This window comes from Kosakonia sp. WA-90 (genome assembly GCF_039871955.1).
GTDB lineage: Bacteria > Pseudomonadota > Gammaproteobacteria > Enterobacterales > Enterobacteriaceae > Kosakonia > Kosakonia oryzendophytica.
Window position 1 is genome coordinate 141,525 of sequence record NZ_JBDPLJ010000003.1, and the last position, 23,359, is coordinate 164,883.

General features: G+C 52.5%; 25 protein-coding genes. 8 read left to right on the forward strand and 17 right to left on the reverse strand.

Features of this window, described 5'->3' with window-relative positions:
- Positions 1-573 precede the first annotated feature (573 nt).
- Complete coding sequence (locus tag ABGA49_RS07160) at positions 574-1,437, reverse strand: YicC/YloC family endoribonuclease (RefSeq protein WP_061492494.1); 864 nt, start codon at positions 1,435-1,437, stop codon at positions 574-576.
- Positions 1,438-1,559: 122 nt separating this feature from the next.
- On the opposite strand from ABGA49_RS07160, the gene rph reads away from it, so the two are divergent.
- On the forward strand, positions 1,560-2,276 hold the full coding sequence (gene rph / locus ABGA49_RS07165; protein ID WP_061492495.1) for a ribonuclease PH: 717 nt from the start codon (positions 1,560-1,562) through the stop codon (positions 2,274-2,276).
- Between the two features lie 64 nt (positions 2,277-2,340).
- On the forward strand, positions 2,341-2,982 hold the full coding sequence (pyrE, locus tag ABGA49_RS07170; protein ID WP_061492496.1) for an orotate phosphoribosyltransferase: 642 nt from the start codon (positions 2,341-2,343) through the stop codon (positions 2,980-2,982).
- A gap of 34 nt (positions 2,983-3,016) precedes the next feature.
- On the opposite strand, the gene ABGA49_RS07175 is transcribed toward pyrE, so the two are convergent.
- The 4 genes from ABGA49_RS07175 to coaBC form a co-directional block, all read right to left on the reverse strand.
- Positions 3,017-4,033: an SMP-30/gluconolactonase/LRE family protein gene (locus tag ABGA49_RS07175; protein WP_082794118.1), complete on the reverse strand. Its 1,017-nt coding sequence runs from the start codon at positions 4,031-4,033 to the stop codon at positions 3,017-3,019.
- 181 nt (positions 4,034-4,214) lie between these two features.
- Positions 4,215-4,811, reverse strand: coding sequence for a nucleoid occlusion factor SlmA (slmA, locus tag ABGA49_RS07180; RefSeq protein WP_061492497.1), 597 nt, complete (start codon positions 4,809-4,811; stop codon positions 4,215-4,217).
- 124 nt (positions 4,812-4,935) lie between these two features.
- Positions 4,936-5,394 (reverse strand): dUTP diphosphatase, encoded by a 459-nt coding sequence (gene dut / locus ABGA49_RS07185; protein ID WP_061492498.1) that lies wholly within the window; start codon positions 5,392-5,394, stop codon positions 4,936-4,938.
- Complete coding sequence (gene coaBC / locus ABGA49_RS07190) at positions 5,372-6,583, reverse strand: bifunctional phosphopantothenoylcysteine decarboxylase/phosphopantothenate--cysteine ligase CoaBC (protein WP_088238375.1); 1,212 nt, start codon at positions 6,581-6,583, stop codon at positions 5,372-5,374. Before coaBC ends, dut begins: the two co-directional genes overlap by 23 nt.
- Before the next feature lie 174 nt (positions 6,584-6,757).
- Here coaBC and radC point away from each other — a divergent pair, with 174 nt between their 5' ends.
- The 4 genes from radC to mutM all read left to right on the forward strand — a co-directional run bounded on the left by radC (position 6,758) and on the right by mutM (position 8,952).
- Positions 6,758-7,426 (forward strand): DNA repair protein RadC, encoded by a 669-nt coding sequence (radC, locus tag ABGA49_RS07195; protein ID WP_061492500.1) that lies wholly within the window; start codon positions 6,758-6,760, stop codon positions 7,424-7,426.
- A gap of 216 nt (positions 7,427-7,642) precedes the next feature.
- A complete protein-coding gene (rpmB, locus tag ABGA49_RS07200) occupies positions 7,643-7,879 on the forward strand; it encodes a 50S ribosomal protein L28 (RefSeq protein WP_002436699.1) in 237 nt (78 codons plus the stop codon).
- Between the two features lie 20 nt (positions 7,880-7,899).
- Entirely contained in the window at positions 7,900-8,067 is a 168-nt protein-coding gene (gene rpmG, locus ABGA49_RS07205; protein ID WP_003024094.1) for a 50S ribosomal protein L33, read from the forward strand.
- A gap of 75 nt (positions 8,068-8,142) precedes the next feature.
- Positions 8,143-8,952 carry a bifunctional DNA-formamidopyrimidine glycosylase/DNA-(apurinic or apyrimidinic site) lyase gene (gene mutM / locus ABGA49_RS07210; protein WP_088238259.1) on the forward strand — a complete coding sequence of 270 codons (810 nt, stop codon included), beginning with the start codon at positions 8,143-8,145 and terminating at the stop codon, positions 8,950-8,952.
- Positions 8,953-9,027: 75 nt separating this feature from the next.
- Here mutM and coaD read toward each other — a convergent pair whose 3' ends face one another.
- The 7 genes from coaD to rfaQ all read right to left on the reverse strand — a co-directional run bounded on the left by coaD (position 9,028) and on the right by rfaQ (position 15,969).
- On the reverse strand, positions 9,028-9,507 hold the full coding sequence (gene coaD / locus ABGA49_RS07215) for a pantetheine-phosphate adenylyltransferase (RefSeq protein WP_061492502.1): 480 nt from the start codon (positions 9,505-9,507) through the stop codon (positions 9,028-9,030).
- A gap of 3 nt (positions 9,508-9,510) precedes the next feature.
- Complete coding sequence (locus ABGA49_RS07220; RefSeq protein ID WP_088238260.1) at positions 9,511-10,281, reverse strand: glycosyltransferase family 2 protein; 771 nt, start codon at positions 10,279-10,281, stop codon at positions 9,511-9,513.
- Positions 10,281-11,555, reverse strand: a complete 1,275-nt coding sequence (gene waaA / locus ABGA49_RS07225; protein WP_061492504.1) for a lipid IV(A) 3-deoxy-D-manno-octulosonic acid transferase — start codon at positions 11,553-11,555, stop codon at positions 10,281-10,283. Before waaA ends, ABGA49_RS07220 begins: the two co-directional genes overlap by 1 nt.
- Positions 11,556-11,647: 92 nt before the next feature.
- Positions 11,648-12,634 (reverse strand): glycosyltransferase, encoded by a 987-nt coding sequence (locus ABGA49_RS07230; RefSeq protein ID WP_347665361.1) that lies wholly within the window; start codon positions 12,632-12,634, stop codon positions 11,648-11,650.
- A gap of 37 nt (positions 12,635-12,671) precedes the next feature.
- Positions 12,672-13,766 carry a glycosyltransferase gene (locus ABGA49_RS07235; RefSeq protein ID WP_061492506.1) on the reverse strand — a complete coding sequence of 365 codons (1,095 nt, stop codon included), beginning with the start codon at positions 13,764-13,766 and terminating at the stop codon, positions 12,672-12,674.
- A 2-nt stretch (positions 13,767-13,768) separates the two neighbouring features.
- Positions 13,769-14,896 (reverse strand): glycosyltransferase family 4 protein, encoded by a 1,128-nt coding sequence (locus ABGA49_RS07240; RefSeq protein WP_347665362.1) that lies wholly within the window; start codon positions 14,894-14,896, stop codon positions 13,769-13,771.
- Positions 14,893-15,969: a putative lipopolysaccharide heptosyltransferase III gene (rfaQ, locus tag ABGA49_RS07245; RefSeq protein WP_061492508.1), complete on the reverse strand. Its 1,077-nt coding sequence runs from the start codon at positions 15,967-15,969 to the stop codon at positions 14,893-14,895. Before rfaQ ends, ABGA49_RS07240 begins: the two co-directional genes overlap by 4 nt.
- A gap of 111 nt (positions 15,970-16,080) precedes the next feature.
- On the opposite strand from rfaQ, the gene ABGA49_RS07250 reads away from it, so the two are divergent.
- Together ABGA49_RS07250 and ABGA49_RS07255 are read left to right on the forward strand one after the other, a co-directional pair.
- On the forward strand, positions 16,081-17,043 hold the full coding sequence (locus ABGA49_RS07250) for a polysaccharide deacetylase family protein (protein WP_061492509.1): 963 nt from the start codon (positions 16,081-16,083) through the stop codon (positions 17,041-17,043).
- A gap of 24 nt (positions 17,044-17,067) precedes the next feature.
- Positions 17,068-18,132, forward strand: a complete 1,065-nt coding sequence (locus ABGA49_RS07255; RefSeq protein WP_347665363.1) for a glycosyltransferase family 9 protein — start codon at positions 17,068-17,070, stop codon at positions 18,130-18,132.
- A 22-nt stretch (positions 18,133-18,154) separates the two neighbouring features.
- Here the strand turns inward: ABGA49_RS07255 and ABGA49_RS07260 are convergent, their stop codons facing one another.
- Genes ABGA49_RS07260 through rfaD form a run of 5 tightly spaced genes read right to left on the reverse strand, consistent with a single transcriptional unit; the run spans position 18,155 to position 23,163 of the window.
- Positions 18,155-19,324 carry an O-antigen ligase family protein gene (locus ABGA49_RS07260; protein ID WP_347665364.1) on the reverse strand — a complete coding sequence of 390 codons (1,170 nt, stop codon included), beginning with the start codon at positions 19,322-19,324 and terminating at the stop codon, positions 18,155-18,157.
- The gene (locus ABGA49_RS07265) at positions 19,305-20,210 is read right to left on the reverse strand and encodes a sugar glycosyltransferase (RefSeq protein WP_347665365.1); all 906 of its coding nucleotides are present in this window, start codon (positions 20,208-20,210) and stop codon (positions 19,305-19,307) included. Before ABGA49_RS07265 ends, ABGA49_RS07260 begins: the two co-directional genes overlap by 20 nt.
- The gene (gene rfaC, locus ABGA49_RS07270) at positions 20,210-21,178 is read right to left on the reverse strand and encodes a lipopolysaccharide heptosyltransferase RfaC (protein WP_061492513.1); all 969 of its coding nucleotides are present in this window, start codon (positions 21,176-21,178) and stop codon (positions 20,210-20,212) included. The genes ABGA49_RS07265 and rfaC overlap by 1 nt, the downstream gene beginning before the upstream one ends.
- Positions 21,179-21,181: 3 nt before the next feature.
- Complete coding sequence (gene rfaF / locus ABGA49_RS07275; protein WP_088238264.1) at positions 21,182-22,228, reverse strand: ADP-heptose--LPS heptosyltransferase RfaF; 1,047 nt, start codon at positions 22,226-22,228, stop codon at positions 21,182-21,184.
- Positions 22,229-22,230: 2 nt separating this feature from the next.
- The gene (rfaD, locus tag ABGA49_RS07280) at positions 22,231-23,163 is read right to left on the reverse strand and encodes an ADP-glyceromanno-heptose 6-epimerase (protein WP_061492515.1); all 933 of its coding nucleotides are present in this window, start codon (positions 23,161-23,163) and stop codon (positions 22,231-22,233) included.
- Between the last annotated feature and the right edge of the window lie 196 nt (positions 23,164-23,359).

Consider the following 23,359-nt stretch of genomic DNA (forward strand, 5'->3'; position numbering starts at 1 on the left):
TAGACGAAATTCATTCTTGTGAAAGAAGGTCTAGATATTTAAATGTCGTCATAATCTTTATGAGTAACTCATTTCCTTGTAATTACAGGCTAGTTCATGTATTACTGCTTCATAACATTTAGCTGATTTGTGTAATACTAAACGGCATATTCGGGAAAGGGAAGTGTAGAAAATCTCATTTTTTTCTCAAATTACTGGCATTGCCTCACCTTTCAATCTGATTAATGTTATCACCTGCCTTTAAAGTAAATAATGCCCGGATTGATCGCCACCGAAATTGCTAACTTTATGTTTAATATAAAGAATTCAAGCTAAGTCCGGTCTAAAAATAGTTGGGAGTCAGTGCAAAAAAACCATAATGACTGGCTTGCTGCGTATCTCAGCATCCCATAGGGTGTGGTCAGTCCAATAACTCATGTATTTTGGCTAATAAATCGAACCCTCCCCCTAATCTAATCCACTCTCCGAAAATCCGTGGATTTCATTGGATAGTCATGTTCATTAATGGAAATGAAAAGTATAAAAAAGCCCATTTAACATGGGCTTATGGATTGATATGGACTTTGAGAGAATTTACTCGATGTTCTGAATCTGCTCGCGCATCTGTTCGATCAGCACTTTCAGCTCGATGGCTGAGTTGGTGACGTCTGCGTTAATAGACTTGGACGCCAGGGTGTTCGACTCACGGTTGAACTCCTGCATCATAAAGTCGAGTCGACGGCCAACAGCTTCTTTCTTCTTCAGAATGTTGTAGGTCTCTTTGACGTGAGCGTCGAGACGATCCAGCTCTTCGGCCACGTCGATACGTTGCGCCATCAGCACCAGTTCCTGCTCAAGACGGTTATTCTCAAGCTGCACCTGCGCTTCTTCCAGTTTGGAGACCAGGCGCTCGCGCTGCCATTGCAGGATTTCCGGCATATGCCCGCGGACTTTGGTGACTTCGGCGCTCACACCTTCAAGGCGTTGTTCGATCAGCAACTTCAATGCCTGGCCTTCGGTTTCGCGGGCGACAATGAAATCATCCAGCGCGCTATCCAGCGCAGCGAGAATTTGTGCAGCGATAGCGTCCAGATCCTGTTCCTGAGCCGCCATTACGCCAGGCCAGCGCAGAATATCAACCGGATTGATTTCCCCTTCGTCGCTCTGCATTTTGACCCAGTTCGCTGCGTTAACCAGTTGCTTAGCCAGTTTCTCATTAAGGATCAACTCGCCTTGCGCGCTGGCGTCTGGCTCAAAACGCAGATTGCATTCAACTTTTCCGCGCGTCAGGCGGGTACGGAGACGTTCGCGCACAACCGGCTCAAGGCTGCGGAATTGCTCTGGCAGACGGAAGTAAGTTTCCAGATAACGCTGGTTAACCGAGCGCAGTTCCCAGGAGGCAGAGCCCCATTCACCCTTGATTTCACGCCGGGCGTAGGCGGTCATACTGCGGATCATAGACGTTCCCGTTTTTAAAGAGAGATGCGGGGATTATAGCTTTCGTGGCCTTATCAGGATAGGAATAACCACGGTAAGCCAGTATAATGCGCAGCCACATTCGAATAGCCGGAGAAATCATCATGCGTCCAGCAGGCCGTAGCGCCACTCAGGTGCGTCCCGTTACCCTGACCCGTAATTACACAAAACACGCAGAAGGCTCCGTGCTGGTTGAATTTGGCGATACCAAAGTGCTGTGCACCGCCTCTATTGAAGAAGGCGTTCCGCGTTTTCTGAAAGGTCAGGGCCAGGGCTGGATCACAGCTGAATATGGCATGTTGCCGCGTTCCACTCATACCCGTAATGCGCGTGAAGCGGCAAAGGGTAAACAGGGCGGCCGCACGATGGAAATTCAGCGCCTGATTGCCCGCGCGCTGCGCGCTGCGGTCGATTTAAACGCGCTCGGCGAATTCACTATTACCCTCGACTGCGATGTTATTCAGGCTGATGGTGGTACCCGTACCGCGTCAATTACCGGTGCGTGTGTTGCGCTGGCTGATGCGCTGAACAAACTGGTTGCTGCCGGGAAGCTGAAAACCAACCCGCTGAAGGGCATGGTTGCCGCAGTTTCTGTGGGCATCGTGAACGGTGAAGCGGTGTGTGACCTTGAATACGTAGAAGACTCCGCAGCCGAAACCGATATGAATGTGGTGATGACCGAAGATGGCCGCATGATTGAGGTTCAGGGTACGGCAGAAGGCGAGCCCTTCTCCCACGAAGAGTTACTTACCCTGCTGGCATTGGCCAGAGGGGGAATCGAATCGATTATCGCGACGCAGAAAGCGGCGCTGGCAAACTAGTTACTAAGGGCGACGATGTCGCCCTTTTTTTTGTCTGTAGAAAAGTGAGATGAGGAGCGGATCCATGAAAGCGTACCAGCGTCAGTTTATTGAATTTGCGCTTAACAAACAGGTACTCAAGTTTGGCGAATTTACGCTGAAATCCGGGCGTAAAAGCCCCTATTTCTTCAACGCCGGGCTATTTAATACCGGGCGCGATCTGGCGTTGTTAGGGCGTTTTTACGCCGAAGCGCTGGTGGATTCCGGCATTGATTTCGACCTGTTGTTTGGCCCGGCTTACAAAGGGATCCCAATCGCCACCACTACCGCTGTCGCGCTGGCGGAACATCATGAGCGCGATGTACCTTACTGCTTTAACCGCAAAGAGGCCAAAGATCACGGTGAAGGCGGTAATCTGGTTGGCAGCGCGTTGCAGGGGCGTGTCATGCTGGTGGACGACGTGATCACCGCAGGCACCGCTATTCGTGAGTCGATGGAAATTATCCAGGCTAACGGGGCGACGCTGGCGGGCGTGCTGATTTCGCTGGATCGTCAGGAGCGTGGCCGCGCGGATATCTCCGCGATCCAGGAAGTTGAACGGGACTATGGCTGCAAAGTGATCGCCATCATCACGCTGAAAGAGTTGATTGCCTATCTGGAAGAGAAGCCGGAAATGGCCGATCACCTGGCTGCTGTTCGCGCTTATCGCGAGCAGTACGGCGTTTAAATCTCTGCCCGGCAGGTTGCCTGCCGGGTCAGTGTTACAGCAGCTTCGCGCCTTGCGTATTTACATACAGTGAATAGATCGAGGTGCTGGCGGCCATAAACAGGCGGTTACGTTGTTCGCCACCAAAACAGAGATTTGCGCAGCGTTCCGGCAGATGGATCATGCCAATCGCCTTGCCTTGCGGGTTGAAGATGCGTACGCCGTCCAGCTCTTCCGTGCCCATACCCCAGCCGCACCACAAGTTGCCATGTACATCAATGGCGATACCGTCCGCTGTTCCGTTGTCGCAGTCGATATGCACCCGTTTATTTTTTAGCTGATTACCCACCACATCCCATGCCAGAATTAAACGATTAGGCGTGGCGCGGCTCTCCACTACATACAGCGTTTTTTGGTCGGCAGAGAAGCAGATCCCGTTCGGGCCTTTGACATCTCCCAGCACAACTTCCAGCTTGCGTGTCTCCGGATCGAGACGATAAACATTCTGCGGCAGTTGCGACTCGGCTTTATGCCCTTCATAGAACCCGGCAATGCCGAATGGCGGATCGGTAAACCAGATGGAACCATCTGACTTCACGGCGATATCGTTGGGGGAGTTCAGCGGTTTTCCTTCAAAATTGTCTGCCAGCACAGTGATTGTGCCGTCGTACTCGGTTCGCGTGATGCGGCGGGTATCATGTTCACAGCTGATTAGCCTGCCTTGCCTGTCGCGGGCGTGTCCGTTGGCGTTATTTGCGGGCTTGCGAAAGAGGCTGGTCTCGCCGGTTGCTTCGTCCCAGCGCATCACCGCGTTGTTAGGAATATCGCTCCACAGCAACATACGGGTATCGCCGAACCAGACGGGGCCTTCCGCCCAGCGGCAGCCGGTAGCGAGTTGCTCGACTTTGGCACTGGAGACCATATAGTCGCGGAAGCTGTCGTCCAGCGCGACGATGCTGGGATCCGGGTAGCGGGGGGAGGGGGCCCAGGCTGCGAGGCTTTTGTGGCTGAGTAGTAACGACGCGGTGGCGATACCACTGAGTTTTAGCAGTTCCCGACGAGATGTTGCCATCCGGTCTCTCCTTATTTGTAGGGTATTTTTAAGATGATTTGCGTTAAGTGGAATTGTCTTGCCAGAGGGAGGTTAGGAAATGTTAGATGCGGCGACATCTGGCATCTCAACGAATTCCGTTGGGCTTTTTCACAGAGAGTGGGGAAATGAGAATGCAGCCACACGGGGCTGCATGGAGAGATTATTGCAATTGCGCGGCTAACAACGGCCAGCGGGTCTCAAAGTCATCGGTCGGACTGTATTTAAATTCGCTACGCACATAGCGCGATAGCATGCCTTCGCAAAAGGCCAGTAGCTGGCTCGCCAGCAGGGTTTCATCGTGAGTGAACCCTTCGCCTTCACGCATTTTGCGCTCGCGCAGAACCTGGCGTAACTGCGCTTCAATGCGCTCAAACAGCTGGTTGATACGCCCTTGCAGACGGTCCTGTTCAAACATCAGCGCGTGACCGGTCATGATGCGCGTCAGACCTGGATTGCGCTCGCCGAACCCCAGAATCAGCAGCACGATCAAACGCAGGCGCGCCGTTGTGTCTTTCTCATCCTTCAAAATCAGGTTGATGCGAGTAATCAGGCTATCTTCGATAAACTCAATCAGACTATCGAACATGCGCGTTTTACTGGGAAAATGACGATACAGCGCGGCTTCAGAAACGCCGACGGACGCCGCCAGTTTCGCTGTGGTGATGCGTTGGCTTCCATCGCTGGATTCCAGCATCAGCGCCAGAGACTGAAGTATTTCTTCGCGACGATTCCTTTTCGCAGTTTGTTTTTCTGCCATGTTCTAAAATACCCCTGAAAAATAAGCACTCGTCAGGCGAGCAGCCACACAGCGACCGCAAACGTTGCGCGTTTGCGGTGATGTTATCGCGTTATTTCGCAGTGTGATGCGTTAAAAAAGACCGTTACTGGCGGCCAGAATGGCCGAAGCCGCCTTCGCCGCGCTCGGTCGCATCGAAGTCTTCCACCAGGTTAAATTCCGCCTGCACCACGGGTACAAATACCATCTGCGCAATACGTTCGCCGGGGACGATAGTAAAGCTGTCGTGTCCGCGGTTCCATACGGAAACCATCAACTGGCCCTGATAATCCGAGTCGATCAGCCCGACCAGGTTGCCCAGCACTACGCCATGTTTATGACCCAGTCCTGAACGTGGCAGGATAACTGCAGCCAGCGCCGGGTCGGCAATATGGATTGCCAGACCAGTCGGCAGCAACGTTGTCGCGCCCGGAGCCAGCTCAATTGCGGCGTCGAGACAGGCGCGCAGGTCAAGTCCGGCGGAACCGGAGGTGGCGTATGTCGGCAGCGGGAATTCGTTGCCAACGCGCGGGTCCAGAATCTTAACGTCGATTTTTTTCATCATAACGGGTAACGATCTCGTCCAGTAATAGGTGTCCCAGAAGTTCCTTGCGTTCCAGCGGTAAGCGTTTGTCGCCCTCCTGCCAGAAAAGGTGTAATGCGTTGCTGTCGCTATTAAAGCCTTGATCGGATTGCGAAACATCGTTAGCGCAAATTAAATCGAGGTTTTTGCGGGCGCGTTTTTGCCGGGCATATTCTTCCACATTATTTGTTTCGGCGGCAAACCCAACGACATAAGGCCGGTTGGTGGAGAGCGCGGCGACACCCGCTACAATATCCGGGTTTTTTATCATTTTTATCGTGATTTCATCGCCTTGCTTTTTGATCTTTTCTTCAGCAATGCTCGCGGCACGATAATCCGCAACGGCGGCGCAGCCGATAAAAATATGCTGCTGTTGCACGCCTTTTTGCACAGCGGCTTCCATCTCCAGCGCGGTGGTGACATCCACACGTTGTACGAAAGCCGGTGTAGGCAATGAAACCGGGCCGGAAACCAGCGTCACCTTCGCGCCACGGCTGGCGGCGGCAGCGGCGATGGCGAAGCCCATCTTCCCGGAGCTGAGATTGGTGATATAGCGCACTGGATCCAGCGGTTCACGCGTTGGACCGGCGGTAATCATGATGTTCAGATGTTGCAGATCTTTGACAGGCGAGAAATGTGCGGCCGCCAGATCGACAATCGTCAGCGGATCCAGCATCCGGCCGGGGCCAACGTCTCCGCAGGCCTGACTGCCGCTGTCTGGTCCCCATAACAGTAGCCCGCGCGAGGCAAGCACTTGCAAATTATGCTGAGTAGCGGCGGCGCGATACATCTGCTGGTTCATGGCTGGCACCACCGCGACGGGCGATGGCGTAGCAAGGCAAATAGTAGAGACCAGGTCGTTGGCCATCCCGGCGGCAACGCGGGCGATTAAGTCGGCGGTCGCGGGTGCCAGGATCACCAAATCAGCCCATTTCCCCAGTTCAATATGGCCCATTGCCGCTTCTGCCGCAGGATCCAACAGGCTGTCGGAAACCGGGTGCCCGGACACGGCCTGCAGGCTCATTGGCGTAATAAAGGCTTTGGCGGCCTCGGTCATTGCGACGCGGACTTCCGCGCCGCGATCGCGCAAACGGCGCACCAGCTCAGGCGCTTTATAGGCTGCGATGCCGCCGCTTACGCCGAGGACAATTTTTTTACCCGCCAGACTCATCATGATTCTTTCCTGTTGGATTTCACCAGAAGCTGGGCATTTTATCACAATCCTGATGTTGTCGTGCTTTTGCCCGCCAACCACTTTGCGAGGCGCGACGCAGGGTAAGCAATCCGCAGTCGATGTGGTGGAATGCAGTATGGCAGCATGAGCGCGAGAGATGGAGGAAAGTACATGGATATTGTTTTTACCCCCCTGAAACCGCGGGAAAAAATGCTGAAATACGGCATTGAGTCGCTGACAGATATTGAGTTATTAGCGCTGTTCTTACGTACCGGTACGCCAGAAAAGTGCGTACTCACCATCGCCAGGGAAATGCTAACGCATTTTGGCTCGCTGTATGCGCTGCTCTCCTCAAGCCTTGAAGATTTTAAGGATATACAAGGTATTGGCCTTGCCAAGTATGCGCAGTTGAGAGGGATCGGCGAGCTGGCCCGGCGCTATTACAATGCGCGTTTGTTGGAGGAGAGTTCGCTCTTAAGCCCGGAAATGGCGCGGGAGTTCCTGCAAAGCCAGTTGATGAGCGAAGAGCGCGAGATCTTCATGGTGATCTTTCTGGATAACCAAAACCGGATATTGAAGCACAGTCGTTTGTTCAGCGGTACCATCAATAACGTAGAGGTACACCCGCGAGAAATTGTCCGCGAAGCGTTAAAAGTGAATGCAGCGGGCGTGATCCTCGCGCATAATCACCCCTCAGGTAATGCTGAGCCAAGTAAAGCGGATAAGCAGATCACCGAACGCGTGGTAAAATGCTGCCAGTTCATGGGCATACGAGTGCTTGATCACCTTGTTATCGGGCGTGGAGAGAGCGTTTCGTTTGCAGAGCGTGGCTGGATTTAGACCACTTTGCGCGATCCATCGGGATCTTTGTCTGTTCGGGACTTGAGCACACCGCCGACTCAGCGTATACTACGCCACCTTTGAGAATCTCGGGTTTGGCATTTGGGCCTGGCAATCGAGAGTTCACATTGAACTGCGATGACCGGGCTGTAAAGCCTGACGAGGCGCCGATACCCCATACGAAGCTCGAGCTAATTTGATTTTTGGAGAATAGACATGTCCCGAGTCTGCCAAGTTACTGGCAAGCGTCCGGTGACCGGTAACAACCGTTCCCACGCACTGAACGCGACTAAACGCCGTTTCCTGCCGAACCTGCACTCTCACCGTTTCTGGGTTGAGAGCGAGAAGCGTTTTGTCACCCTGCGCGTATCTGCTAAAGGTATGCGTGTAATTGATAAGAAAGGCATCGATACAGTTCTGTCTGAACTGCGTGCCCGTGGCGAAAAGTACTAAGTACTTAGAGGATATAAATCATGGCTAAAGGTATTCGTGAGAAAATCAAGCTGGTTTCTTCCGCTGGTACTGGTCACTTCTACACCACCACGAAGAACAAACGTACTAAGCCGGAAAAACTGGAACTGAAAAAATTCGATCCAGTTGTCCGCCAGCACGTGCTGTACAAAGAAGCTAAAATCAAATAATTTTAGTTTTCTTGAACAAAAACCCCGCATTGTCGGGGTTTTTGCATTTCTGATAACCCGCAAGCCGGAGACGAGATGCCTGAATTACCCGAAGTCGAAACCAGCCGTCGTGGCATAGAACCGCATTTGGTAGGTGAAACCATTCTTCATGCGGTGGTACGCAACGGGCGATTACGCTGGCCGGTTTCTGAAGAGATCCACAGCCTGAGCGATAAACGTGTGCTCAGCGTTCAGCGCCGCGCCAAATATCTGCTGCTGGAGCTACCGGACGGCTGGATCATCATCCATCTTGGTATGTCCGGCAGCCTGCGCATTCTTCCCTACGAATTACCGGCAGAAAAACACGACCACGTCGATTTGGTGATGAGTAATGGCAAAGTACTGCGTTACACCGATCCTCGCCGTTTTGGCGCGTGGCTGTGGACGAAAGAGCTTGAGGGCCACAACGTACTGGCGCATCTCGGGCCGGAGCCGTTAAGTGAGGCGTTTAACGCCAGCTATCTTCAACAGAGATGTGCGAAGAAAAAAACCGCTATCAAACCCTGGCTAATGGATAACAAGCTGGTGGTGGGTGTTGGCAACATCTACGCCAGCGAATCGCTGTTTGCCGCAGGGATCCACCCCGATCGCCTTGCTTCATCACTTTCGGCGCAGGAGTGTGAAATCCTGGTGCGCGTGATCAAAGCCGTTTTGCTGCGATCCATTGAGCAGGGTGGAACCACGCTGAAAGACTTTTTGCAAAGCGACGGGAAACCGGGCTATTTTGCGCAGGAATTGCAGGTGTACGGGCGGGAAGGTGAGCCTTGTCGCGTATGCGGTACGCCAATCGTTGCGACTAAGCACGCACAGCGTTCAACGTTTTATTGTCGTCGTTGCCAGAAATAAATCCGGCATTTTTTGCGCCTGGTGACGGCACGCTTACCGGGCCTGCAATTTCCGCAGGCCGGACAGGTAGGCCGCTTACTTCAGCTTTTCCAGCAGCGCCTGATGCACATTGGTTGGCAGGAAGTGCGTGACATCGCCATGGTGGCGTGCCACTTCTTTAACCAGTGTCGAGGAGATAAATGACCACTCTTTCGACGGCATCAAAAACACGCTCTCCAGCTCCGGCATCAGGTGGCGATTCATATGCGCAAGCTGCATCTCATATTCAAAATCCGCCACCGCGCGCAGACCGCGAATCAAAATATTAGCCTGCTGAGTGCGGGCAAAATTCGCCATTAAATCGCTGAATCCGACAACCTTAACATTTGGCAGATGCGCCGTGGCTGACTGCGCCAGTGCCACGCGCTCATCCAGATTAAACATCGGTTTTTTGCTCGGGCTGGCGGCAATCGCTAATACCACCTCGTCAAACATCACGGCGGCGCGGGCAACAATATCAATATGCCCGTTGGTAATAGGATCAAAGGTCCCGGGATAAATCGCTTTTGTGCTCATCGCTTATTCTTTCTCTGAATAACCGTGGTTCAGTGCCCACAGCCCGGTGTATTTATTGAAAGTATACTGCGCGTTAACCACCGCCAGCAGCCAGCCTTGTTTGCCATCAAACACGCCGCCGCGTAACAGCAGGGTTTTGCAAAAGGCGCCCAAAGTATGGGCGAAAATTCCCGGAAGCGAGGTTTTTTTTCCGCGTTGATGGCGCTCCTGCGCCCACGCAGCCGCGTAATTGAGCTGTTTGCGCTGGAAACTGAAGAAATCCCGGCAGGTCAGATGCAGCAAATCCCCACTCAGCGCAATCACCTGCGCCTGTGGCGCTTCCAGCGACTCATGCACAAGATTATCGTTGTATTGGTAGCGCTCGCGCTCATACAAACGCGTTACTCGATCGGGATACCAGCCACTGTGGCGCATAAAGCGACCGAGAAAATAGTTTCGACGGGCGATGCTGTAAACCGCGCCCGGTTGCGGTGCATCAAGTACGGCACGCAGTGTCTGCGCCAGTTCCGGTGTGACGCGCTCATCGGTGTCGATCATCAGGATATAATCGCCGTTGGCATAGCGCTGTGCCCGCTGGCGCTGAATGCCATAACCGGGCCATTCAGCACTGCTAAAGACTTTTGCACCGGCGCGGGTGGCAATGCCGACGGTGTCATCCTCACTACCGGAATCCAGTACTACAATTTCATCTGCCCAGGCGACGGACGCCAGGCAATCCGGCAGCAGATCCGCCGCGTTTTTGGCGATCATCACCACCGACAAACGTCTGGACATTAATGGCTCCGCTGAGGCAAATACGGTTGCAGGAGTTGCAGCAGGCGCGCCAGCGCCCCCTGGTTCTGGTGCAGCACTTCCACTGCATGGCGCCCGTACCATAAACGATAGTCTTCATCAGTTAGCAGCGTCGACACCTCTTTCACCAGCGAATCCGCATCGGTGACGGTAATCAGCCCTTCCGCTTCCTGCAAACGCGCGCAGATATCTTTGAAATTAAAGGTGTGCGGCCCCATCAGCACCGGAATAGCATGCGCTGCGGGCTCCAGTGGGTTATGGCCACCGCGCTCCACCAGACTGCCGCCAACAAAGGCCAGGTCGGCAATGCCGTACAGCAGCATCAATTCACCCATGGTGTCGCCAATCACCACTTGGGTACTGCCGGAAGGGATTTCGCCCGTACTGCGCAAGGTGTAACTGAACCCGGCTTTTTGCGTCATATTGCGGGCGTCCGGGAAACGTTCCGGATGACGCGGAACCAGAATCAGCAGCAAATCCGGGAAACTCTCCAGAAGTTTGCGGTGTGCCTGTAAAATAATGGCCTCTTCGCCATCGTGTGTGCTGGTGGCAATCCACACTTTACGGCGCGGCGCCCACTGGCGACGCAGGGTAACCGCGCGCGCGGCAAGTTCCGGCGTTACCGAAATATCGAATTTCAAACTGCCGGTCACCGTCAGTTGATTGCGTTTCAGCCCGAGTTGCAGAAAACGATCGCCATCTTCCTGATTTTGCGCGGCAATGAGCGTGATTTTGCTCAGCAGGCGGCGCATAAATTTCCCCAGTTTCCCATACCCTTTCGCTGACCGCTCCGACAGGCGCGCATTGGCGATCACCAGCGGGATTTTCCGGGTGTTGAGCGCGGAAATCATATTCGGCCACAGTTCCGTCTCCATCACGATCACCAGCTTCGGGCGAACGGTGTTAAAGAAACGGTTCATGGCGCAGGGCAGGTCATAGGGCAAATAGACGTGATGAACATCTTTACCAAACGCCGACATCACGCGTTCTGAACCGGTTGGCGTCATGGTGGTGACAGTGATGGGTAGTGAAGGATAGCGATGACGCAAGGCTCGCACCAGCGGGATCGCCGCCAGCGTTTCGCCAACGGATACAGAATGCAACAAAATACCGTCCGGCTTCACTTTGTTACGACAGAATCCATAACGCTCGGCCCAGCGTTTACGGTAAGCAGGGGCCTTGCGGCTGCGAAGTAATAATCGCAACCACACCAGAGGCTGAATGACGTAGAGCAGGGTGGTATACAACAATTCCAAGCGACTATCCGTTTTTTTGAGATTCGGCGGGCAAATTCTAAGCATTTAGGCACGTTAAAGCTATACCTTTGGCGTGCCTGCAAGAGAAGCTATCAGGCATGGCGATAAGGCTTGAGGCGGAAATAACGTCGGCCCAGGCGCCAGCGTAAACGCAGTGTACAGGCATTCTTCCAGATCAGCCGCCAGATACCGCGATCGAAAAACTCGTTAATAATTATGCGCTTCTTCTCTTCATCTTTCATGCAATCAAAGGTATGGATAATGCCAAGACCTTCTTTAGCGATTTGCCAGCGGCAGGCAGAAATCTGTTTTGCTTTAGCCGCATAGCGCTGATTGATTGCCTCAAGCATTTCGAGAATTTTCATATAATGGCGCGCTGAGCGCATTAACGTGTCGTCATTATCGGGTTTGTGCGACACTGATTCAGAGTGAATGTAATAATCGTAGAACTGCTCGCTGGTGTATTGCACGCGTTCAGCCGCCAGCAGGACTTCCGTGGTCCAGGGAATGTCCTGGTGACGTAGACCCGGTTCGAAATGAAAGGCATGCTGCTGGATAAACGCACGACGATATATATTTAGCCAGGTAACATGCAGGAATTTACGTGAATCAAGCGCCTGTTTAAGCCAGACATGGCCCGCAATGACGCCTGTTGAGGCGAGTCGCTCCGGTGGAAAAATTGGGTGCACATCTTTTCTTTTTTCATAGACGTAGCGGCCATTACAGGTTGCGACGTCCAGGTTTCCCGTTTCCGCCATATTGAGCAGTGTGTTGTACATGCCGGGGTAAATTTTGTCGTCAATATCTGGAAACGTCAGATATTTACCGGTGGCGACAGCCAATCCGCTGTTGCGCGCCACGGATACGCCCTGATTAGTCTGTTGAATAAGCTGGACGTTTTGCAATCTCTCTTTCCAGTTATCAATCACGGCCAGGCTCCCGTCGGTGGAGCCGTCATTCACCAGAATGAGTTCATAACTGTTTAGTTGCTGCTGCTCAATGCTTTCAAAAAACTGATCGAGGAATTTTTCGCCGTTATAAACGGCAACGACGATGCTAAGTAAAGGAGACTGACTCATAGATGATCCGCTATCGTGTCCTGGTGTTCATTGTGCGTCAGGCGCTGCGCAACTGACGATACTGCTGGCAAATAGTTTCTACGCCGAATTTTTCCAGCGCGGATGCTTCTATTACAGGCGGGTTATGGTAAATGCTTTGCATTGTTTGAGCCAGCGCTCTGCTGTTCAGCTCCGCCAGACCCGCCGCCAGCGCACCGGTGAGGATCTCGCTCACGCCGCCCGGGCAGCGAGTGCTGACGACCGGTGTGTTGAGCAATAATGCTTCTACAATGACATTGCCGAAACCCTCGCTGTCTGAGCTGAGCACCAGCATTTTTGCGTGCTTGATCCAGGGAAGCGGGTTGGGCTGAAAGCCTTTAAATATTACCCTGTTACCAACGCCCGATGCAGCGGCTAACTGACGTAACCGCTGCTCTTGCTGCGGAGTACCCTGCCCCAGCAACACCAACGGCGCCTGGATGCCGCTTTGTGCATACGCCTCAATCAGGCGATCGTGCCGTTTGGCCGGATGGAAACGCCCTACGTGAATGATATAGTCCGTGCCCGCCATTTCGCATGGCGCTTCTGCTCCTGCCCGTAGTGCGGCAATATCGAATGGGTTATATATGGTTTTCAGTTGGGCTGGTGTCAGCGCAAACTGCCCGACCAGATCCTTACCCACGGCTTCTGAAACAGCAACGATATTACGGTTCTGGTACACCCGTTTAATTTTCTGCTGTTTAAGCCAGCGGTCAAAACCGGTGCGATGGCCGAGGTAGGATGTCGAAAACATGCCATGCAGGCAGAACCACAGGTTATGATTTTTCAACGCCTGGCTACGGGAAACTATCCGATCGGTTTTATGTAGATTCGACAGTACCAGATCAAAATGCCCCGTTTTTTCGGCAAGATGAATGGTCTTATCCAATTGCCGTGCCCGGCGGCTCAATTCCGTTAATTTACGCCAGGGTTTACGACAATGATCGGTAATAACCTGGTAATGTAATCCCTCCGGAAGCGGGTATTCACAGACATCGCGTAGCGAAAAGAGCGAAACATGTTCGCCCTCGCGCAATAACTGTTCCGCCAGCGTAAGCACCACTTTCTCTGCGCCGCCGCCAGGCAGTCCATCAATAATAAATAGAATGCGCATGATTATTTCACCAGGTGTTGATAGAGGGAAAGCAGTTGTGCGGATAAGTTTTCGTTGGTGCACTGCATAATACGCGACCGGGCGTTTTCGCCTTCGGCTGAGTTGAGCGCGCGCGTGGGTAAGGCCATTACGGCGTCCTGCAAACGACGGATATCCAGCGCATCGCAGACGTATCCGTTTCGCCCTTGCTCAATAAATTCCGCACCGCCGCAACCGTATGTGGTGATCACCGGTAGCCCGCAGGCCATTGCTTCAAGAATCACATTCGGAAAAGGATCGTACAGCGTGGGCAGCAGTAAGCCATCGGCCATTTGGTAAAAGGGCAGCGTCTCCGGTTGCATACCAAAAAAGTGCACGCGCTCGGCGCACTTCAGCGTTTGTGCCAGCATCTCATAGCGTTTCTGATCTTTATCTTTACCAACGACCAAAAGATGGCAGGTTGTGGGCGCAACCGCACGGATTGCCGCATCCAGCCCTTTTCGCTCAAACCCGGAACCGACATAAACAAAGCAGGTGGCCTCAACCGGAATTCGCCATTGCTCACGTAGCTGTATAAGGGTGTTGGCATCCGGTGGGGTGAAATGGCGGTGATCGACAGCATTATAAATCACATGGATCTTGTCCGCCGGGAAGGCGAAATCTTCGATGATCTCTTGTTTCACCATTTCTGCGTTGCAGATGACGGCACGCAGACTGGGATGCTGATACATCTCTTTTTCTGCCTGCATCACATAGCGGTGATAGCGGTCGGCAAACAGAAAGCGCTTTTTCCAGCCAGGGATTATGCGCGACCGTTGTAACAGCCAGCGGCGGTGCACCCCGTCTCCTGCCCGGTATAAGTCACAGCCGGCAATGCGTTCGTGACTCTGTACTAAGTCAAAGTGTTCGCGTTGCCATAAATCGCGAGCGGCGAGAGCGAAACCGCGCTCGCGGCTGATCCGTCCCCATTTTTTCGGATCGCAAATGTGAATGCGCCAGTCCGGTTTGACCGGGCCTTGCCATTCGCGAGTAATGACGTTGAGCTCAAGGTTGCTGTTATCCAGCGCTTCCAGCGCGCGGGATACAAAGCGTTCAGCGCCGCCATCGGGGCGGTATTTTTGCCTGACCAGCGCCAGTCGGAACGTACTCATGCCAGTAACCTTTTCGCTGCGCTAATCACAGCATCTACGGGGATCGCGTCCAGATAACGTTCGTCGGTGTGCGTGTCTATATCGTCCGGATCGGGGAGCGGGCCGTAATCTCCAGCCCAAATGACTTCACCTTTCGCCTGCCAGGGACGCCAGAAAACCAGTTTCGAAGGGCCGAACAGCGCCACAAGCGGCGTACCAAGCGCCGCAGCCATATGCATGGGTACGGAATCCACACCGATAAACAACCGCGCATGGTCGATCAATGCTGCAAGCTGGCGTAATGTGAGTTGCCCGGCCAGGGAGTGGAATTGTGCATCGGGACAGCCGGCAATAATGGTTTCGACCATTTTTTTCTCTTTTGCATCGGGGCCGGACGTCAGCACGATTTTGTGACCCGCAGCGGAGAGCGCATCCATGACTGCGCTGATATTGCCCTCACGCCAGCATTTATAGAACCAGCGTGAAGTGGGTTGGATAACCACATAACTTTCCTGAAAATCTGGCGGCAAAAGCGACCGGCATACTTGCCAGTCCTGATCGGTGTAACTCATTTTCGCCGGGACGTCATGGACGGCCTCGCCGATGGCGCTCAGGATGGAAAGATTCTGCTCAACGGTGTGCTGTGTGTTGTGAGCCTGAGTGGAGGCCAAATCAGTGTGACAGAATGCCCAGAAAGGATGACGACGTTTAGGGAACGCAAAACCAACGCGCTTTCTGGCGCCGGTAAGGCGCGTACAGATGGCGCTGCGCCATTGATCGGCGAGGTTTAGCACTAAGTCGTACTTCTGCTTGCGCAGCGTGCAAAGTAGCCCGGCTTCCATTTTGAGTTGATGAAGCACCCCCTGCTTTTTCCATTTGCGATCGATGCCATAAATACTGTGAATATCCGGATTGGCGGACAGCATTTCCCGTGTCTCTTCATAGAGCAGAACATCGATCTGCGCGGTCGGAAAGCGTTGCCTGAGAGCCAGAATCAGCGGGGTGGTTAATAACATATCGCCATGATGGCGCAGTTTTATAACCAGTATTCGCGCGGGCGCAGTAGGCTCAGGAAGTCGGGTGTCGGACGTCATAAAGTCTTCTTCATCACATTACAGGCTTGTGATTCTAGGTTATCAGACTGATTGAGAGAAGCATTGTATTGCTCTACCATGGCGCCACATACCTGTCCTGAGGAAAACACTGTGCACAAACCTGCATTTCTTATCACCATCGATACTGAGGGAGATAACCTCTGGCAGAAGCACGACAGTATCACGACTGAAAATGCGAAGTACTTGCCGCGTTTTCAGCAGCTTTGTGAAAAATATGGTTTCAAACCCGTATATCTCACCAACTATGAGATGGCCATTGACCCTGCCTACATTGAATTTGCAAAAGATGTGATTGCCAGAGGAACGGCGGAAATCGGTATGCATCTTCATGCGTGGAACAGCCCGCCGACGGCACCGTTAACCGATGATGACTGGCGTTATAAGCCTTACCTGATTGAGTATTCTGATGCGGTAATGCGCGACAAAGTCAGCTATATGACGCAACTGCTGGAAGAGACCTTCCAGACGAAAATGGTCAGTCACCGTGCGGGACGTTGGGCATTTGATGAGCGTTATGCGCGCTTATTGTTGGAGCATGGCTATCAGGTGGATTGCTCGGTGACACCGAAAGTGAACTGGCAACCGGCGAAAGGCGCGCCACATGGTATGGGTGGTACCGATTATCGCGATTTCCCTCAACGCGCCTATTTTCTGGATGAGAACGATATCCGCCGTGAAGGGAACTCTTCTCTGCTGGAAGTGCCAATGAGCATCCAGCATAAGCATTCGGCGCTGATGAATAGCATCAAGCAGGGTTACGATCGCCTGCGCGGGAAGGTGCGTAGCCCGTCAGTACACTGGCTGCGCCCTATGGGTGGCAATAACGACACCATGAAGCGTGTGGTTGAGCAGACGCTGTCGCAGGGTAATGATTATGTTGAGTATATGCTGCACTCGTCCGAGTATATGCCTGGCGGCAGTCCCACTTTTAAAAACGAGCACGATATTGAGCGTTTATATGAGGATCTGGACGCGTTCTTCGCCTGGCTGGCACCTAAAACGCAGGGCATGACGCTTGCGGAATATTATCAATATAAAGTCGCCGAGAAATAAGCGCTTATCGATGAGTTATGCACAATGAACATGATTAAAAAGTTGACGCGCCGGAAGAACGCTTTTTTTCGCTCTATCAAGCTCCATTTAATCAATCGGCGCTACCGCCATAAAGCCGCGCGGGAGGCCTTTCAGCCTCATCGCATCAAGAACGTATTGCTCCTGAGGCTGGATGACAAAATTGGCGATATGGTCATCACCACCGGATGCGCCAAGGCGCTGGCCGAAAAGGGGTACCGGGTTTCGGTGCTCACTGGCCCGTTGTGCAAACAGATCCTGAGTGGCTCTGAGTACCTGGAGAATATTCACCTTCATCGCCCGCGCATGGCGCTTGATGAATTGAAATCTGCGCAGTTTGATGCGGTTATCGATTTTGACGATGTGGTGTCCTATGAGCGTTTTAAACTGCATGCCGATCTCGGTGTGCCGTGTGTCATTGGTTTTAACAAAGATAGCTATAAGCTGTTTGACCAGTCGATCCCTTTTTTCGACGAAAACAAACATGTGACCGAGCGTTACAAAGCCGTACTCAACCTGTTTGGTATCGCCGATGCGCACTACCACTACCATGTTCCGTTTAATCAACAGGAACACGATAAGTTGCGACGTTTGTTGGGGGATAAAACAGACGATACGCGCTACGTCGCGATCAATCCCTTCACCGGATCGGAAGATAAAGATTTCAGTCGCGAGCAGGTGGTGGAACTCATTGACGCGCTACATTCGCTGCCTTTTCCTGTAACCGTCATCATGATTGGGCAGAGCGCGAAGATAGCCAGCCTGGCGCTGGAAAATGTGATCGTGGTGGAGAACAGTACCATTAACTCCGCTGTGGAGATCGTTCGCTGTAGCGATTTGGTGATCACGCCGGATACCTCCATTGTGCATATTTCCCGCGCTCTGGATAAGCCGCTGATTGCGGTTTATAACAAACGGAAGCTGAAAGACACCGGTTTGCCAGGCTATAAAATTTGGGCACCCAACTACGCAAAGGCCCAGCAGATCATCTGTGACACGGATTTTATCTCTGCGATGCCTGTTAACGATTTAGTTAAGGCGGTGAAGCAGCGGCTGTCTGACTTGCAATAAAAAAAGCCCTGATGGGCCTTTTTTATGATTGTTTTTTCAAACTTCTGCTGATGACAAGGCCGAGGGGCAACCAGAAGAGCACCCAGGATTCGCGCGGGTTGTTGATAATGAACATTCCCTGTGAAGACATAAAAATCAGCGCATAAATAAATAGGGCGACATCATAGCGATTATTTTCGCGGAATTTTTTCAGTGCCCGCCACATGCCTGAGCAGATCACTGCCATAAGCAGCGTAAATCCAACAATACCGCCTTTTAACAATGCTCCCAGATAAATACTGTGGGTGGTTGTGATGTGCTCACCACTGTAGTTGATGAAATCGAGCTGGTAATCGAAGCCGCGTCCCAACCAGGGATGGCCAGAAAGCTCTTCCAGGGTATGGTGCCAGATACTCAGACGTAAACCGCTTTGTGAACCGAGAATTTCGAATCGTTCCATCAGCATCACGCCCGCAGGGGTCAGTACGACGACAGCCGCCAGGATAAGAGCAATAACCAGGCAAATAATGATATTTCTGCGCGTTAATACACTTCGGTGCAGCGTAAAAATAAACGCAATAAGCAGGGCCAGAATAGGGCCACGGCTTTGGGTGATGATCATCATAATAAGCATGATGATGATAGGGATATAATAAAATTGCTGCCCTTTTTCTTTCAGCAACATGCAGGAGAGCAAGATCCCAATACCGCAATAACCCGCTAAATCAATAACATTCTGCGGGCCCGGATTGGAAAGCGAAACCTGGCGTAAGTTCGCCACTAACGAATAATCCGTCGCCAGCGTATAAACCGACAATACGGTAACACCAGCAACAATGCTGGCCAGTGCAATATGCCGGGTTTTCGGTTCTTCCAGCAGCGTCGTCAGGAGCAGTAGGTAGACCACAATATAGAGAGTATGCGTCAGCACTGATCCCAGGTTGTAAAGCGTGTTACCCCAAATATTGGTTGCAGCATAATACACTCCCATCAATGCGACCAAAATGAAGGTTAGTCGCTTTTTTTTCGTTTTTTCAACAAATTGAAGAAAATTCTCTTTGTAGAACAGTGAAAAAATAAACAGCGCGAAAGAGATATGGAAGAGATTATTCGTCCTGGTGGACATACAGAAAATAGCGCTAAAAAATAAAAACAGTGGAAACACGAAAGCATATGCTTTGCGCGATGTCTCACTAAAGGTCAAAATATTCATCAAACGCAACCTTGTGGAATATTGTGTCAGGAATAGCACTTTCCGGAGAAAGATTTACAATTTCTATGTGGTTCTTTTTCATCACCGTTGCCGCATGTGCAAAGGATGGCATTACAACGTTATCAACCTTTTCCTCGAGATAGGAAGGAAGCTTGCTGTCTGATGTTTCATAAAATCTCGGCTGGTTAAAATTACTCATATCCAGACCCGTGATAACAATCCTGTTAAACCCAAGATAGAAGAGAATTTGTAACGCCCAATACGCTACCGTACCTGCGTCGAATATCCCGTGGCGAATATCGGTACTGAAACAGATATCCTGGCGGGTTTCGCAAAAAGATGCAGCGGGAACAGATTTGTACGTTTCCCATTTCAACGCATCGGCCACCTTCGGCTGATAGATTTTGTAGCAGGCATCCTCAATTAAGGCTAAACGGCAGCGCAAATCTGCTGCATGGCGATCCAGTATTTTCGCAATCCCATGCATGGTGGTGAATAAGAGGATGTTGGGATCAGCAATGACTGAGCGGATGACATCCTGTCGGCGGTCAAAAAACTCCATATCCACAATCACATACAGTGAAAATGTGACCTTGCCAGAAAGGAACCAGGCGCCATTGACTCCCATAACAGGGATGGTACGCGGCAGTTTGCTGAAATCGATAGACTGAGTTGAAGGTCCGGTTGCCGTGAGCAACACTGTGCCTTCGGCGCTGTCTTTAAGCGCGCTGAGGTTCACAATAGCCACCTCGCGCCCTTTGTAGCGCAAACGTGCGATTTCACCGGTGTCCGCTCTTTCAATTTGAGTATATGGCCAGAGACTTTCGTTATGCCGGAAGGTACGTGGACGCGTGTATCGGTATATTTGTTTAAAGAGTGAACCCATTAATCTGATACCTGTGTCTTAATCAAGGCGAAAACTTTCTCTGGCGGAATGTTCTCCATCGCGTTCCCGCTGTCAGGCAAAACAGTATGTTGGTTTTTACCATAACCGCCAATCAACCCCGGGTCAGTAGGGCCGTACAGTGTCAGGTTGGGCCGACCCAGAGCCGCCGTAAGATGGCTTAACCCTGTATCCACTGATACCACAAACCGTGCTCCTGCGAGTTCTCTCGCAACATTTTCAAGGCTCATGCGCGGCAGGACTTCAACAAAGTCTAACCCCTCGGCCAGCCGTTTGGCCCTTTCTTCCTCATGGGGAGCCCCCCAGGGTAATTTGATGTGCAATCCGCTGTCAGCCAGCAGAGAGAGCAGGGTACGCCAGTGGGTTTCCGGCCAGTGTTTATCGTCGCGGGTCGTAGCGTGTAAAAAGACAGCGTAAGGCGATCGTGCGGCGTTCCCGACGGCAAAATGCTGCGCAATCGCGTAATCGCCCTGCGTCTGTGGTTTGGCGTAACCGAGGCTTTTCGCAAACAGCTCACGGGTGCGCTCCACCGCGTGCTGTTGCCTGGCAATATGGTGGCGACGATTGTAGAACAGGCTTGCCAACGGCTCACGCGCGGTTTGCCAGTCCATGCCGTGTTTGATGCCCCGCGCCAGCCTTGTGACCAGTGCGGCGCTTTTTACCAGCCCCTGGGCATCGATGATCGCATCATAGTGTTGCTGTTGCACGGCCTCACGGAACGCTTTGCGCTCCGATTTGACCGGTGCGGAAAACCAGGCTTTGCGCCAGCGGCGAATCGCCACGGGGATCACCCGTTCAACGGCGGTATGCCAGGTCGGAATTTGAGCAAACCCCTCTTCCACCACCCAATCAAAACGAATGCCGGGTATCGCCTGCATAGCATCGGTCAGCGCGGGCAAAGTATGCAGCACATCTCCCATTGAGGAGGTTTTAACGATCAGTACCCGCATTGGTTATCCTTCCGCGTCCAGCAACAGGCTATTTAACTCTTCCAGTACGCGCTCTGGCGTAATATCGATAAGGCTCTGGTGATAACCTTCAGCGGCATCGCCTTTACGTACCTTGTGATAGCCTGAAATCAGGCGGATCACCCGCGCTTTGTGCGACAGCGGCGGTGTGAAATCCGGACTGCTTGGGCCGTATAGCGCCACCAGCGGGCGATTGAGCGCGGCGGCGACATGCATCAGGCCGGAGTCGTTACTGACCACTGCTTTACAGGCAGCAATCAGCACAACCGCTTGTTCCAGCTGGGTTTCTCCTGCCAGATTACGGCACCACGCCTGCTGTTCCGTACTCAGGGCTGCGAGGATCTCATTGCCGGCCTCGTGATCTTTTGCCGAGCCGAACAGGACGACCTGATAGCCTTCATCAATCAGCTGTTTCGCCAGTTCAGCATAGTGATAATGCGGCCAGCGTTTGGCGGGGCCAAACTCAGCGCCGGGGCAAAAACCAATGATTGGGCGTTCAGAGGAAATGTCGAAGACCGCACAGACTTGCGACTTCTCACCGTCGTTGACCTGCAACTGCGGCCACAGCAGCGGTTGCGGCAAATCTTTTGCCGAGCGCATCACCCCTTTGTCGTAGGCCAGCGCAACATACCGTTCCACCATCAGCGGCCAGGCTTGCTTGTCCAGTACGCGGGCATCGTTGAGCAGGCCGTAACGCATTTCACCGCGCCAGCCGGTGCGGTGCGGGATCGCGGCAAAAAAGGGCACCAGCGCAGATTTAAACGAATTCGGCAATACGTAAGCGCGATCGTAGCGACGCTCGCGCAGGCTATGACCGAGCTTACGACGGGCGCCAATTTCCAGCGCGCCATGCCCCAACGGCATAGGGATTGCTTCATTCACTTCCGGCATACGCGATAAAAGCGGACGGCACCACGCGGGTGCCATCACGTCAATTACTGCCTGGGGAAAGCGCGCTTTGAGCGTGCGATAGAGACTCTGCGACATCATCATGTCGCCCACCCATGACGGGCCAATCACCAGAATTTTCATACTTACGCGTCGCGGTTCAGCCATTCCATATATTCGGTTACGCCTTCGGCGACGGTTTTGAACGGCTTATCGTAGCCTGCTGCGCGCAGGTTGCTCAGGTCAGCCTGAGTAAACGCCTGGTAGCGGCCTTTCAGTTTGTCAGGGAATGGAATGTATTCGATGCTGCCTTTTTTGTGGAAGGCCAGCGTGGCGTCGGCAACAGCCTGGAAGGACTCCGCACGCCCGGTGCCGAGGTTGAAAATGCCGGAAACGCCATTTTCCAAAAACCACAGGTTCACTGCTGCGACATCGCCCACGTAGACGAAGTCACGTTTAAAGTTATCGCTACCTTCAAACAGTTTCGGGCTTTCACCATTGTTCAGTTGGGTATTGAGGTGGAACGCGACACTCGCCATGCTGCCTTTGTGGCCTTCACGCGGGCCGTAGACGTTGAAGTAGCGGAAGCCGACGATTTGTGAGTTCGCTTCGGGCAGGATGGCGCGCACGTACTCATCGAACAGCAGTTTTGAATAGCCGTAGACGTTGAGTGGCTTCTCATATTCACGGGATTCGATAAAGTCAGATGTACGGCCGCCGTAAGTCGCAGCGGAAGACGCGTACAGGAACGGAATTTCGCGCTCCAGGCAGTAGTGCAGCAGTTCTTTGGAGTACTGATAGTTGTTATCCATCATGTACTTACCGTCCCACTCCGTGGTGGAGGAACATGCACCTTCGTGGAACACCGCTTCAATATCGCCAAACTCTTCGCCAGACATAATCTGGATCAGAAAGTCTTCTTTATCCATGTAGTCGGCAATGTGCAGGTCAACGAGATTGACGAATTTGGTGCCGTCTTTCAGGTTATCCACCACCAGAATATCAGTGATGCCTTTATCATTCAGGGCTTTGACGATATTGCTGCCGATAAAACCCGCGCCGCCGGTAACGATGATCATAACTGTACCTTTGAAAATGAAGCGCTGAGACAATCTCAGACACGAATAGTACTTATCATACCATCACATTGTCGACCCTTCAGCCATTCACCGGATAACTACGCGGCTATGCGTGATTTATGCTACAAAATCGATAATGGATGATGTGTCATCTCGTATCACCGTATAGCTTTGGGTAATATGTGCCGAAATTTGC

Bases quoted from the DNA above. Each gene is read 5' to 3' on its own strand.
- ABGA49_RS07160 (WP_061492494.1), bottom strand. From the start codon at position 1,437: ATGATCCGCAGTATGACCGCCTACGCCCGGCGTGAAATCAAGGGTGAA.
- rph (WP_061492495.1), top strand. From the start codon at position 1,560: ATGCGTCCAGCAGGCCGTAGCGCCACTCAGGTGCGTCCCGTTACCCTG.
- pyrE (WP_061492496.1), top strand. From the start codon at position 2,341: ATGAAAGCGTACCAGCGTCAGTTTATTGAATTTGCGCTTAACAAACAG.
- ABGA49_RS07175 (WP_082794118.1), bottom strand. From the start codon at position 4,033: ATGGCAACATCTCGTCGGGAACTGCTAAAACTCAGTGGTATCGCCACC.
- slmA (WP_061492497.1), bottom strand. From the start codon at position 4,811: ATGGCAGAAAAACAAACTGCGAAAAGGAATCGTCGCGAAGAAATACTT.
- dut (WP_061492498.1), bottom strand. From the start codon at position 5,394: ATGATGAAAAAAATCGACGTTAAGATTCTGGACCCGCGCGTTGGCAAC.
- coaBC (WP_088238375.1), bottom strand. From the start codon at position 6,583: ATGAGTCTGGCGGGTAAAAAAATTGTCCTCGGCGTAAGCGGCGGCATC.
- radC (WP_061492500.1), top strand. From the start codon at position 6,758: ATGGATATTGTTTTTACCCCCCTGAAACCGCGGGAAAAAATGCTGAAA.
- rpmB (WP_002436699.1), top strand. From the start codon at position 7,643: ATGTCCCGAGTCTGCCAAGTTACTGGCAAGCGTCCGGTGACCGGTAAC.
- rpmG (WP_003024094.1), top strand. From the start codon at position 7,900: ATGGCTAAAGGTATTCGTGAGAAAATCAAGCTGGTTTCTTCCGCTGGT.
- mutM (WP_088238259.1), top strand. From the start codon at position 8,143: ATGCCTGAATTACCCGAAGTCGAAACCAGCCGTCGTGGCATAGAACCG.
- coaD (WP_061492502.1), bottom strand. From the start codon at position 9,507: ATGAGCACAAAAGCGATTTATCCCGGGACCTTTGATCCTATTACCAAC.
- ABGA49_RS07220 (WP_088238260.1), bottom strand. From the start codon at position 10,281: ATGTCCAGACGTTTGTCGGTGGTGATGATCGCCAAAAACGCGGCGGAT.
- ABGA49_RS07230 (WP_347665361.1), bottom strand. From the start codon at position 12,634: ATGAGTCAGTCTCCTTTACTTAGCATCGTCGTTGCCGTTTATAACGGC.
- ABGA49_RS07235 (WP_061492506.1), bottom strand. From the start codon at position 13,766: ATGCGCATTCTATTTATTATTGATGGACTGCCTGGCGGCGGCGCAGAG.
- ABGA49_RS07240 (WP_347665362.1), bottom strand. From the start codon at position 14,896: ATGAGTACGTTCCGACTGGCGCTGGTCAGGCAAAAATACCGCCCCGAT.
- rfaQ (WP_061492508.1), bottom strand. From the start codon at position 15,969: ATGACGTCCGACACCCGACTTCCTGAGCCTACTGCGCCCGCGCGAATA.
- ABGA49_RS07255 (WP_347665363.1), top strand. From the start codon at position 17,068: ATGAACATGATTAAAAAGTTGACGCGCCGGAAGAACGCTTTTTTTCGC.
- ABGA49_RS07260 (WP_347665364.1), bottom strand. From the start codon at position 19,324: ATGAATATTTTGACCTTTAGTGAGACATCGCGCAAAGCATATGCTTTC.
- ABGA49_RS07265 (WP_347665365.1), bottom strand. From the start codon at position 20,210: ATGGGTTCACTCTTTAAACAAATATACCGATACACGCGTCCACGTACC.
- rfaC (WP_061492513.1), bottom strand. From the start codon at position 21,178: ATGCGGGTACTGATCGTTAAAACCTCCTCAATGGGAGATGTGCTGCAT.
- rfaF (WP_088238264.1), bottom strand. From the start codon at position 22,228: ATGAAAATTCTGGTGATTGGCCCGTCATGGGTGGGCGACATGATGATG.
- rfaD (WP_061492515.1), bottom strand. From the start codon at position 23,163: ATGATCATCGTTACCGGCGGCGCGGGTTTTATCGGCAGCAATATCGTC.